The sequence below is a fragment of the Nostoc flagelliforme FACHB-838 genome (assembly GCF_014698065.1).
Lineage (GTDB): Bacteria > Cyanobacteriota > Cyanobacteriia > Cyanobacteriales > Nostocaceae > Nostoc > Nostoc flagelliforme_B.
In genome coordinates this window covers 1-11620 of the sequence record NZ_JACJSI010000190.1, presented here as the reverse complement: position 1 = coordinate 11620, position 11620 = coordinate 1, and the positions used below count along the sequence as shown (strand labels likewise).

The 11620-nt window shown below is 41.2% G+C and carries 14 protein-coding genes and 3 pseudogenes; 8 read left to right on the top strand and 9 right to left on the bottom strand.

Annotated features, from left to right (window positions below):
* Positions 1–108: 108 nt before the first annotated feature.
* Positions 109–615 (top strand): annotated as a pseudogene (locus H6G97_RS55585) (DUF6748 domain-containing protein).
* Positions 616–831: 216 nt separating this feature from the next.
* On the opposite strand, the gene H6G97_RS36520 reads toward H6G97_RS55585, so the two are convergent.
* On the bottom strand, positions 832–1608 hold the full coding sequence (locus tag H6G97_RS36520; protein ID WP_190945540.1) for a hypothetical protein: 777 nt from the start codon (positions 1606–1608) through the stop codon (positions 832–834).
* A 173-nt stretch (positions 1609–1781) separates the two neighbouring features.
* Here H6G97_RS36520 and H6G97_RS53495 point away from each other — a divergent pair, with 173 nt between their 5' ends.
* Together H6G97_RS53495 and H6G97_RS36510 are read left to right on the top strand one after the other, a co-directional pair.
* Positions 1782–2165 carry a hypothetical protein gene (locus H6G97_RS53495; RefSeq protein ID WP_242055769.1) on the top strand — a complete coding sequence of 128 codons (384 nt, stop codon included), beginning with the start codon at positions 1782–1784 and terminating at the stop codon, positions 2163–2165.
* Between the two features lie 296 nt (positions 2166–2461).
* Positions 2462–2650 (top strand): hypothetical protein, encoded by a 189-nt coding sequence (locus H6G97_RS36510; protein WP_190945538.1) that lies wholly within the window; start codon positions 2462–2464, stop codon positions 2648–2650.
* A gap of 276 nt (positions 2651–2926) precedes the next feature.
* On the opposite strand, the pseudogene H6G97_RS36505 reads toward H6G97_RS36510, so the two are convergent.
* Together H6G97_RS36505 and H6G97_RS36500 are read right to left on the bottom strand one after the other, a co-directional pair.
* A pseudogene (locus H6G97_RS36505) lies at positions 2927–3160 on the bottom strand (ATP-binding protein); the annotation flags it as partial.
* A gap of 230 nt (positions 3161–3390) precedes the next feature.
* Positions 3391–4320, bottom strand: a complete 930-nt coding sequence (locus tag H6G97_RS36500) for a LysR family transcriptional regulator (RefSeq protein ID WP_190945536.1) — start codon at positions 4318–4320, stop codon at positions 3391–3393.
* 120 nt (positions 4321–4440) lie between these two features.
* Here H6G97_RS36500 and H6G97_RS36495 point away from each other — a divergent pair, with 120 nt between their 5' ends.
* The 3 genes from H6G97_RS36495 (at position 4441) to H6G97_RS36485 (ending at position 6998) form a co-directional block, all read left to right on the top strand.
* A complete protein-coding gene (locus H6G97_RS36495) occupies positions 4441–5085 on the top strand; it encodes a DsbA family protein (RefSeq protein ID WP_190945534.1) in 645 nt (214 codons plus the stop codon).
* Positions 5086–5103: 18 nt separating this feature from the next.
* On the top strand, positions 5104–6291 hold the full coding sequence (locus H6G97_RS36490) for an FAD binding domain-containing protein (protein ID WP_190945532.1): 1188 nt from the start codon (positions 5104–5106) through the stop codon (positions 6289–6291).
* Between the two features lie 65 nt (positions 6292–6356).
* On the top strand, positions 6357–6998 hold the full coding sequence (locus H6G97_RS36485; RefSeq protein WP_190945530.1) for a TMEM175 family protein: 642 nt from the start codon (positions 6357–6359) through the stop codon (positions 6996–6998).
* A 28-nt stretch (positions 6999–7026) separates the two neighbouring features.
* Here the strand turns inward: H6G97_RS36485 and H6G97_RS36480 are convergent, their stop codons facing one another.
* Positions 7027–7419: a fasciclin domain-containing protein gene (locus H6G97_RS36480; protein WP_190945542.1), complete on the bottom strand. Its 393-nt coding sequence runs from the start codon at positions 7417–7419 to the stop codon at positions 7027–7029.
* A gap of 213 nt (positions 7420–7632) precedes the next feature.
* On the opposite strand from H6G97_RS36480, the gene H6G97_RS36475 reads away from it, so the two are divergent.
* Positions 7633–8919: an NAD(P)/FAD-dependent oxidoreductase gene (locus tag H6G97_RS36475; RefSeq protein ID WP_190945528.1), complete on the top strand. Its 1287-nt coding sequence runs from the start codon at positions 7633–7635 to the stop codon at positions 8917–8919.
* A 241-nt stretch (positions 8920–9160) separates the two neighbouring features.
* Positions 9161–9427 (top strand): glutaredoxin 3, encoded by a 267-nt coding sequence (grxC, locus tag H6G97_RS36470; protein ID WP_190945526.1) that lies wholly within the window; start codon positions 9161–9163, stop codon positions 9425–9427.
* Between the two features lie 111 nt (positions 9428–9538).
* Here the strand turns inward: grxC and H6G97_RS36465 are convergent, their stop codons facing one another.
* The 5 genes and pseudogenes from H6G97_RS36465 to H6G97_RS36445 all read right to left on the bottom strand — a co-directional run.
* A complete protein-coding gene (locus tag H6G97_RS36465; RefSeq protein WP_190945524.1) occupies positions 9539–9784 on the bottom strand; it encodes a hypothetical protein in 246 nt (81 codons plus the stop codon).
* A 104-nt stretch (positions 9785–9888) separates the two neighbouring features.
* A complete protein-coding gene (locus tag H6G97_RS36460) occupies positions 9889–10113 on the bottom strand; it encodes a hypothetical protein (protein ID WP_190945522.1) in 225 nt (74 codons plus the stop codon).
* A gap of 48 nt (positions 10114–10161) precedes the next feature.
* A complete protein-coding gene (locus H6G97_RS36455; RefSeq protein ID WP_190945520.1) occupies positions 10162–10722 on the bottom strand; it encodes a WGR domain-containing protein in 561 nt (186 codons plus the stop codon).
* A 128-nt stretch (positions 10723–10850) separates the two neighbouring features.
* Complete coding sequence (locus H6G97_RS36450) at positions 10851–11276, bottom strand: hypothetical protein (protein WP_190945518.1); 426 nt, start codon at positions 11274–11276, stop codon at positions 10851–10853.
* Positions 11277–11287: 11 nt separating this feature from the next.
* Positions 11288–11620: pseudogene (locus H6G97_RS36445) on the bottom strand (ATP-binding protein); the annotation flags it as partial.

Genomic DNA, 11620 nt, shown 5'->3' with positions numbered 1-11620 from the left:
TCAAATTGCTACGGTATGCTTTAGTCATTTGCTCACAAGGTGCTGGTTTCTACAAATCTCAGCATAAGCTTTGTGAGCTTTCTTACAACATTACCCTACTTTTAAAACATCCTCTTAGATGGTGTTTTTCGCTCCGAATGTTATGTGTCTGCAATTGATTGGAGTTCCCTGAAAGTCCCACCTTCCCAACTGGTAAAAATTCAAAATGATGACGGTAGCCGTGTGATTCTCAGAGGTAATATCGTTCCAGTAACATTTCCTCGATTCGGTGAGTTTGGGAATTTGAGAGTAAAATAAGCTTTCTATGCCGCGACAAATGTCCCAGCAAAAGGTACTTTTATGGCACTAAAAGACAATGACATTCGTTGTATCACAACTCCTTGCTTCTCCACAGATAATCTGGTTCTAAATAAGCCGAAGATTTCTCAAGTTTCGTCAATCGATTTGAGTCAAACGAGTGCAACACAAAAACAACTTGACGCAGCAACAAGCGAAATTTTTGGTAAAGGTTTGATTGCTGTAGGTAAAACTGAGGTAGTAGAAAACGTAGATCCAATCAAGAGAGATACTAAGTTTGTAGCTACACAATTTTATCTGAGAGTGGAAGCGAACTAAAAAAATAAGGTTATTTTTGCCACTGGCTCATCTTGAAACTGTGCGATCGCCTATAGCAGTATGAATGGGGAAAGCTCAACTAAAATCAGAGTCAGAGGGCAGGTGTGGGCAGAAGTTTGAGGGGAAGAATACTATTTATTGCATAGCGCTATAAAAGATCAGACTTCTCTACCCAATCAGAAAACCCGTAACTGATTGGGCAGAAATTTTTCAACTTTAACTGGCTAAAGATTTACCAGTTCTGGATAATAACTTACCTAGTCTCTGAAGCGGGCCTTTAAAGCCTCTTTTGGCTTCTTGTCCTACAGTAGTTGTCTGTTCTCCTAGCTTTTCTAAGATAGGGCTAATGTCGGATGGTTTAGGATTTTTGTGCTTTAAGACTTGTTTAAGTTGTTTCAACCCATTAGCAATCTCTTGCAAGCTTTCGCTATCTGATTTATGTAGCAAATTGTACCATTTGTCAACAGAGCCTAATGCTACGTCAGTTTCGACTTGAGTTAAATCTTCTTCCAAAGTTTCGATCACAGAGTCGATTTCTTCAATCTCTTCATGCTCTTCAGCTTTAGCTAAAGAGTTCCCGACTTTAGTTAATTGTTTGCCCAATCTCCGCACAGGAGTTCTAATCTCTTTTTCTGCATCAGATGCAAAGTTAGCTGTTTGCTCACCGATTTCTATCAGCACTTCGCTAATTTCATGTCCGGTAGCCTTATTGCTCTTGAGATGCTGTTTAAGTTGTTTTAATTGATTAGCAATTTCTTTGGCTTCTGGTTCTTTAGCCTTGTGCAAGAAGTTATACCATTCATCAATTAAGCTGGTAGCATCTTCACTTGATAATGTAGACAAATCTCCACTTAGAGTAGATTGTAATTCTTCTAGCTTTTGCTGCCAATCACCATTGATTTTTGCATCTGCTCCATTTGTTTGAGATGCTTTGTTAGTAGCTTCTTGATTATTTGCACTGTGCTTGCTTTGGTTTTCTGTTTTGCTTGTCATGAGGAAATTTGATTGCAATAACTTTACAAAAATACAAGTATCAGTTTAGAAACCTAATTCTGTAATTCCCTCGGTCTTAGGTGCAATAATAAATACTAAATATTTAAATAATTTGACAGATGGTTTTTGGACAGTAGCTGACTAAGCAGTCAAGCAAGCCTTGGAGAAAACCATTGATTAGCGATGCCTGCGGTGTTCTCGTTGCCATCGCTAATCAAACTCAGGGGCAGATAGAACAGCGTTATTCTGCTACGTTGTTAGTTGAAAATTCAGTTTCGGGTGGAGAAGTCAAAATAGTTGATGAGGGTGAAAGTTCCGCCGCGCCCGTGCCAAATCCTGAAAAATGGTCGCGTGAGGCGATTGTAGCGAGGTCAAATATGCGACCTGTAAGAAGGGAAAAACTGAATCGAGTGGCGAATTCAGGGGAAAATCCGGGTTTTGACTTTTTGCAAGAGTGTTGGAATGATGACCCTGCTTTGCAAATAGCGATCAAGAAATTGCTGGTGAAGTTTCCACAGTGGGGGATTGCGATTGTGGATGGGGTGCTAAGGTGTTAGCTAAGTTCTTGGAGCAGAGAATTATGTGGGTTGAGGAGAAATTGTTTAGTTGAAATAGATAAGTAATAAACTAAGCCGTATTGTTACTGAGGTTCTTATGTTTTTACTAAGGCAGACTTGGCATAAGTGTACTTTACTAGATGCGGAGTAAGAATAGATGATTTCTGAGGTACTGAAGCCGAATATACAGGACTTGCAGAAAGATATTATTGATCTCCTAGAGCAAGTCAGGTGAAAGTTCCGTCGCACCCGTCACTGAAAAATGGTCGCGTGAGGCGATTGTTGCGCGGTCAAATATGCGACCTGTAAGAAGGGAAAAACTGAATCGAGCGGCGAATTCGGGGCAGAATCCGGGTTTTGACTTCTTGCAAGAGTGTTGGAGTGATGACCCTGCTTTGCAGATTGTCGTTAAAAAACTATTGGTGAAATATCCGCAGTGGGGAATTGCTTGTATGGATGGGTTGCTGGCTGATTGGAATCGGTAGCGATTACCATTCATGTTGTGGTTTCATGCAATGTTTACGACAACCCTTTGAGCGATTGCACTTAAACTACTAGCATATTTCAGCAACCGTTCCCACTCCCAACGCCATGCCGTCTCTACCAAAATTTCCTTGCCGTTGTTAAATTGGATGAATTCTTGTCCATGTGCTGGCGATATTACAGGGAGTCATATATACACTCCTTGGGTGAGGCAGTGGAGATTGGAGAGATGATGTAAGTGGTATCAAATTATTGAAACCTGTAAATGAATTATAATTTTAAATCTTCTGACACTTCTGACAGATTTTCGTAACATTATTGCTCATCACATGAATGCGACCGCCATGAGCTTGGACAATTTGTTGAGCGATCGCCAATCCCAAACCAAATCCGCCGCTTTCTATTGCCCGTTCTGTATCAACTCGGTAGGAGCGATTGAAAATGTAAGGTAAATCTGCCTCTGGAATTCCAATTCCAGTATTGATGACCTGAATTATTACCCGATCTGGGTGAGGTTCTAAGCGTAACTAGACAGTTCCAGCAGACGGAGTGTATTTGCAGGCGTTGTTAAGCAAGTTTTCAACAGCTTGCCGCAACAAATCGGGGTCAGCCCACAACTCAATGGGTTGTTTTGGTAAATGGCTGATCAATTGGAGCGAGACTTTTGCAGCTTGAGTATTGTAAATGTCATAGATTGCAGGTTTGAGCGATTAGCATTGCAGGTCGCTACACATAACCCAGTTCAAAGCGTGGTTTCTTCCCAGTAAGGCGGATTACCAAATTGTTTAATTAAAAAATCGATGAAGGTTTTGACCCGCAGCGAATTTCTCCGATTTGGCAAATAAAGCGCATAAATGCCCATATCTACACTGATTTGGGGATACACTTGAAAATCACTCAGTACCGCTTGCAAACTTCCTTTGCGGATGTCTTCACCAATTAACCAAGTTGGCATCAAAATCAAACCCGTACCATCCAAACAAACTTGGCGGAGTACCTCAGAATTATTTGATATTAAGGAACCACTCACTTTAACCTCACAAAATTCAGTGTCTCGTTTGAACCGCCAGATATCGTACCCCATGAAATAGGTAAACAATAGACAGTTGTGATGTACTAAATCGTCTGGATGTTTCGGTTTACCATGCTGTTGAAAATACGTTGAACTGCCGCAGACGAGGCGTGTATACGAGGCAATTTTATGCAAAATTAGATTTGCCCCAGACCTGTCGAGGTTTCCGATGCGAATTACAATGTCTAACTCTTCTTCCACTAGATTAGACAATCCATCGCTTAATCTCAAATCTAACGTTACTTCTGGATACTGAATCAGAAAATCATTGACGATAGGTGCGATATGCAGTCTTCCAAAGGCAACTGGTATATTAACTTTCAATAATCCGCGTGGAATATCCTGCTCCATCACACACAAGTTCGCTTCCTCCACATCTTGCAGAATACGAACTGCCTTATCGTAATATTTACGTCCTTGCGCTGTCAGGGTAACGCTGCGAGTTGAGCGGTTGAGTAATTGGGTGTTAAGCATTTCTTCTAGAGCATTTACCTGACGAGTCACGGAAGAAACTGCCATCTGCATTTGTCGTGCAGCTTCAGAAAATCCGTCAGTTTCTACCACTTTGACGAAAGCACGCATCGCTGCAAACTGATCCATCGACTTTCCTAGATTTTCATCGTTGCATCAAACGCAAAGGTCTTAAGCGTAGTAGCTATATTATCATTCTTTATGAATAGAGTTATCGTTAAAAGGTCAGGAATTAATGGAAAGAAACCCGTGACCTTAACAATTGAAATCACTTCAGACTTTATCTGTCCTTGGTGTTTAGTAGTAGATAAAAGACTCAATCGAGCAATTGAGCAACTAAAAACTCCTATTGAGATTAAACGCCTTTGGTATCCGTTTGAGTTAAACCCAACTATGCCAGAAGCAGGCATAGATCGTAAAACCTATCGTTCTAACAAATTTGGTAGTTGGGAATATTCACAAGCATTAGATGCTCAAACAATGCAGGCAGCTATAGGTGACGGCATTGAATTTCGCTATGACTTAATGCAGGTTACTCCAAATACTCTAAAGGCTCATCGCTTGAGTTGGTTTGCCGAGCAGGAAGGCAAAGTGACGGAAATGGTTGAGCGAATTTTGAACGCTTACTTTACGCAAGGACAAGATATTACCAATGTCGAAACCCTAGCTAAACTTGCTAAGGAAGTTGGGTTAGACGCTGACAAAGTTAGAGCATTTCTAAATTCTACTGAAGGTGTTGAGGAAGTAAAAGCATTAGAGGAGCAAGCAGCAAGCCGAAATATACGGGGTGTACCGTCAATCAAAATTGGTCGAGAAACGATTGTTGGCGCACAGAGTGTTGATGTTTTTTTAGCAGCTTTGCAAATTGCAGTGAATGAACTAGAAGTCGCATAACAAGATACAGGAGGTTCAATGACTATAAAAGCAACAGGCAATCGGGCAATTGTTATTGGTGGATCGCTTGGCGGTTTATTTACCGGAATCATATTGCGCTCTATTGGTTGGGATGTAGATATTTACGAACGCTCCGATCACAATCTTGATAGTCGCGGTGGTGGCATTGTACTGCAAAGCGATGTTGTTGAAGCATTCCAACGCGCGGGTATCTCTACTCAATCGCTGGGTGTAGTAGCGCACGAACGTTATTATCTAAACTCCGATGGCAATATTGACCAACCAATGCCGATGCGTCAAATGCTGACCTCTTGGAATTTGCTTTATAGTTCTATGCGTCGGCATTTTCCCTCGAAGCATTATCATTACGGGAAATACTTAACTGATATTCAGCAAAACGGCGAACAGGTTACAGCAATCTTTGCAGATGGAACTGATGATACGGCAGATTTATTGATTGGTGCAGATGGTCCAAATTCGACTGTACGGCAACACTTTCTACCAGATGCTCATTATCGTTATGCTGGATATGTTGCCTATCGGGGATTAGTCAATGAAAATGAACTAGAATCAGAGGCGGCTGCTTTGTTTACAGAGCGATTTGTATTTTATCAATTCCCAAACTCTCACATCCTTCAATATGTAATTCCTGGTGAGCGCGAATCTTTAGTGCCTGGAGAACGCCGTTTTAACTGGGTTTGGTATGTTAATTACGATGAAACAACAGAACTACCTCGCATTTTGACAGACAAGGATGGCAAACGTCGAGATTATTCTATTCCACCCGGAACGATCGCACCATCCGTTGAGCAAGAGATGCGTTTTTATGCCAATACCTTACTCGCTCCTCCATTTCAGAAACTTGTTGCCGCAACCCAAGCGCCGTTTGTTCAAGCAATTTTGGATTTGGGAGTGCCACAAATGACCTTTGGACGGGTGGCGCTAGTTGGCGATGCTGCCTTTATTCCCCGTCCCCATACGGCAGCAAGTACCGCAAAAGCGGCGGCAAATGCGATTTCTCTAGCAGATGCCCTAGTTAAGTACAACCACAATGTTACTAAAGCTCTGCCAGCTTGGCAGCCAAGTCAATTAGCTTATGGCAGACAACTTATGGCATCCGGTCAGCAAATGGGCGAACGCTCTCAGTTTAGTTATGGCACAAGTCGATTTGGTGAAAATTTAGATACTCTGCAACAAAAAGCATAGAGTAATAGGTTAGAAACCATGAGAGAATCTTCCAAGCTTTATTTAAACTACTTCAGGAAACTAAAATGCTGCAATCGGAGAATACAAAACAAGTTCCGTTGATGAGTTTGAACCGTTTTGAAGCATTTAGTGACGGTGTATTTGCGATCGCTGTAACTTTACTTGTGATTGAAATTAAAGTACCTGACCTATCGCAAGCAACCTCCTCTGAAGCAATTACCAAACTTCTCCAAGTATTACCCCACGTTCTAAGTTATGCCACCAGTTTTATTGTGATTGGCGTAATTTGGATTAATCATCACGCGCTCTTTCATTTTATCAAAAGAGTCGATCGCCCTATCTTAGTAATCAATTTACTATTATTGATGTGCGTTGCTTTTATCCCTTATTCTACGGCGCTTATTGGTGAGTATGGAGCATCGTTACCCGTCGTTGTTTTTTATGGGCTTTCGTTAGCAATTACTGGATTTGCTTACAACGCGCTCTGGTTTTATGTTGTCCGTCGCTACATCAAGACTGAAAAACTCATTCACCAAAAAGTTGTTCAAAAAGCAACTATTTGGACTCTTAACTATCCAATTTCTTATCTTGTTGCCGCAGGTTTGGCTTTTATTAGCATCAACTTGAGCATCCTACTTTACGCGCTCATTCCCTCGTTTTATCTTCTGCCAGGAATTATTGACAAGCAATTGATGGAACAAGTCTGAAGCAACCAGACAGACTTGTTCCCAGTGCCTATCGAGGAATTAGCACTGTATCAATAATATGAATCACGCCATTATCTGCTTCGACATCTGGTGTAACAACTGTAGCTTCATTTACCTTGACACCATTGGAGGCATCAATTTTCACCGTTGAACCTTCTGTTGTAGTTGCTGATTCAAGTTTCACTACATCGGCTGCCATTACTTTGCCAGATACGACATGGTACTCTAATACCTTTCTTAATTGAATGACATCTTCTAATAGTGACTCAACAGTTCCTGATGGCAGCTTTGAAAAAGCCTCATCGGTTGGTGCAAAGACGGTAAATGGTCCTGTGCCCTTAAGTGCTGTATCAAGACCAGCAGTAGTAATAGCCATTACTAAAGTGCTGAAAGTACCTGCATTAATTGCAGTATCTACGATATCAGGCGTAAATTTTCGCGTTAGTTAGATAAACAGTAGCGTATTCGCTCAACGAGTCGCCCTCCTAACTCTATAGTGAAATAGCTTAAAAACCTAGTTATCCTAAAAATTTTGCTACTTGTTCGCACAAGGCGCTCTCATCTATCTACTACATTCAAGAGTAGTTCAACAAACAAGCTTATAGTTTAGAAAAGATAATCCCAGGAAACTGAAATGACTCAACTAAAAAATTTGGATTCTTCCCAAGTAAATCAAAAGAAAGTACGGCTTTACGGTCAACCAGACTCAGCACAAGCCTATGAAATTCGCGATTTTCTTAACCGTACTGTTGTTGAATTTGATTGGGTTGCACTCACTTGTGATGCTGATTGCAACAGAGAACTGGGATTGCCATCTCTAAGCAACGTTCGATTGCCAGTGGTTGAATTGCCTGATAAAACACAGTTATTTGCTCCCACCATTCACGAAATTGCTCAACATTTGGGGTGGGTAACGCAACCAAAATTTAAAGAATACGATGTATCAATTTATGGTGCAGGTCCGGCGGGGTTAAGCGCTGCGGTTTATGCTGCTTCCGAGGGTTTGCGTACAGTTTTAGTTGAGCGTCATGCTGTGGGAGGGCAAGCTGGCATGAGTTCTCTAATTGAGAACTACATGGGCTTTCCTGAAGGAATTAGCGGTGCTAATTTAGCCGAACGCGCGCGGCAGCAGGCTGTTAAGTTTGGCATAGAGCTTCTACTATTACGTGAGGGAATAAAATCGGAATTTAAGAATAATCGGATCTATACAGATATGGCAGATGGCAGCAAAATGATCGCACGAGCAAATATTTGTGCAACTGGTGTAGAATATCGGCGGCTGAATTTGCCCAACGAAGACCAATTTTTAAAAGTCGGATTGTTCTACGGTGCGGGTGCAAGCGAAGCACCAATGTGTCAAGATGAACACGTTTTTATCGTTGGTGGCGGTAACTCCGCAGGTCAAGCCGCTATGTATTTCTCTCGCTATGCACGGAAAGTAACAATTTTAGTGCGCGGCAATAATTTGGCAGCAACCTTGTCGCATTATCTAATTAACCGGATTACAAATACTAGCAATATTGAGGTGCTGTTTCAATCTCAAGTTACTAAGTTAATTGGCGATACATCGCTGCGGCAAATTGAAATTACTAATTGTAGTGACGGAGGAGTGCAGCAAATCGATACGGGGCGACTATTTGTTTGCATTGGTGGTGCGCCAAATACTGAATGGGCAAAAGATACTAATATTATCCGCGATCGCTCAGGTTATTTAATTACTGGCTCAGACTTACTTAAAGATGGTCGTTCACCTCAGTGCTGGACTCTAGAACGCGATCCTTTTTTCCTAGAAACGAGTGTTCCAGGTTCCTTTGCTGCGGGTGATGTCCGGCACGGTTCTGTAAAGCGTGTGGCTTCAGCCGTTGGCGAAGGTGCGATGGCTGTGACTTTTGCTCACAAATATTTAGAGGAAACAGCTTAAGTTGCGTTGAGATTAAAACGCTTGTTAGATATTTGATTGCGTTCAACAACGCCCAGTAGCGCATAATGCGACAAGCGTGCTAACCGCAAGCATCGGCACTGTATAACAGTTTGTAAAACAGTAGTATTTTCGAGCAGTCCTGTTTACAAGTAATCCTAATTTAATAGAACTGTTTTGCTAATAAATACAACAGTTCCAACAAGTTCAATTACTGTTCATTCAATCAATTTGTTGAGGATATATGACTACCAAAGTTGAAATTTATACGAGTAAAAGTTGCTCATACTGCCGTCAAGCCAAAGCTTTATTAAAAGAAAAAGGCGTTGAGTTTATTGAATACAGCATTGATGGAGATAAGATAGCACGCTCTGCTATGGCAGAGCGTGCCAACGGTCGATATTCCGTACCTCAAATTTTTGTCAACGATCGACCTATTGGTGGTTGTGATGACCTGTATGAATTGGACGACCTGGGCAGGCTTGAGCAATTTCTACAAGTAGATTTATAAGCAAAAGTCCGTATATTCTTGCACCAATTCTCAACTAGGCATGGTTAGTTACTAAATCAGAGTCTTCATTGTATACTTACTACTACCCGGATTTCTGCCTGATGAATCTGATTACTTAAACTCGCCACCAAAAGAAGCACTCCCAAGAAAGCTAGAAAAAGTAAACAGCATCCAACCGAAACAAATATGCTTTTGGGTTTGCCAATCGTATCTATCTTCTATCGTCGGGATTATGTTAGCTTCAACGATTCCTAATCTCCAATAGCCCAACGCACTGATGCCGAACAACATAGCGCTGACGATAGATAATTTAGCGATGACTTTGAAAATGCAATGGCTTAAAGTAGGCGATGTCATACGAATAAACCCAGAGGACAAACAAGTAATTAAGCTAAAAGTCAGTTAGAAATATCCCCCAGCACATACTGCACTGGGGGATATTTAACTTCTATTTTTTTTATTTAGCCAAAAGCTAATTGCTTGGCATACTCTTGTGCCTCATCTCCAGATAAAGGCTGAAAATTTTTAATTAACACTGCTGCATGAGTTCCTTCGGCGCTAAAAAGCAGTGAATAGCAATAAGGTTCAGGTAGTCCTGGCTCTTTCATTTCTGCTATCCACAACCAACTTAATTCTTCGTCCTCTTCAGATGAATAATCGTAATGTAGTGTTGCTGTGTTAGACATTTTTTTTGCTCCTATTTTTATCAAAAGCTTACATCCGGGCTTTTAAAATTACAAATGTCGCCAGAAGTTCTTGCTGATAGTCTTGAGGCTGATTACCTTGGGTTCTGTTGTTGCTTCAGGGGCATGACCAACAGCCACCGTAGCAACTTGTGGTGCAGGTATCGTTAACAAAGAATTGAGTAATTCTTGCTGATAGTCAATATCTGCTACTGTGCGGTAAACTCTGTGATAATTTATCTGCATCCCCAAAGGTGTTGGGACGATTTTCAGATATTCATTAAGAGCAGATATGTAGGTATCACCAAAATTATGGAGAGCAACAGCCGGACGGAGAATATTCAACAATTGAATAGCTCGTCTAATGTCTGCAACACTGCGGCTAGCATCAATCTCTGGCTGGCTTTCGCTATAACCTTTGGCTTTTTTTTCTGCTACCAAATTGTTGAATTTGCTAACGGCTCTTTGATAACTGACTAATTGGTGAACTTTGGTTTGCGCTTGATAACCGACTATGCCCCACTGCACTGTTAAATTACCATCTTCGACTTTGGCAGACCAGAATTTATTACTGTTCTGGATAGCATCAACAAAGACTAGATAAATTTCCATGTTTTTGAACTCCAATACTCGCTGACTATTAGGCATTGCTTCATCTGAGATAGATACATTGAAGGCGATCGCTACAACCCTTCAAGTAGAGATCGCCAACTTTTCGTGATTATCAAATTAATTTTTTACTAGATACGATAAGGTTTTGAAACTGGGGTATCTAAAAAGTCAAATCCGTTCTGATCAAGCCACTCTCTTGAAATTTCGCTAGGATGATTAGCTATAAAACTACAAGCATCATCTAAAGAACTAAATAATTTTGTACAGATTGTAGGATGCTTGAAATCGCCAATCCCAATTAAATGGTTTTCGTCGTAATTTGTTAAATATATTCGTACTACATTCTGTGGGTAGCAATGCCAGTTTTCAGGATCAGAAACTACAGATATTGAGTTTGTAGGCATTGGCAATTCATGATGTATTTTACTATTAGGAAATTCTGCCTGATGTCTAGCTAAATATTCATGAATGTTAAGTCTGCTCATATTTTTCTTGCTTTGTAAGGATTCTTGTATTTTAGTGATTGCGATCGCCCCCATAGAATCAGGAGACAATCGCTTTCTCATCAGTTCATATTGCGAAACTTAGCAGCACGCAAAGACTGAGTTTTCGCTGCAACCACAGGACTACTAGCTCGTCGTGCGGTGGATGCCCATACTTGCATTTTTTCAACCGCCGCCGCATCCTGAATTGCAAGTGGGGTAATGGTTTGACGACAGGTTTCGAGGTCAGCAAGCGTTACCTGCTGTGGTCTACCCTCATCGAATGCCAGCAGAGCAGCTTCCGAAGCAAGGGTTTCCAGTTCTGCTCCTGAAAACTTCGCGGTATTAGCTGCGATCGCTTCGAGATATTCGGATTCCAGGTGAATGCCAAAGCGTTGTAGATGAATCCCCAGAAT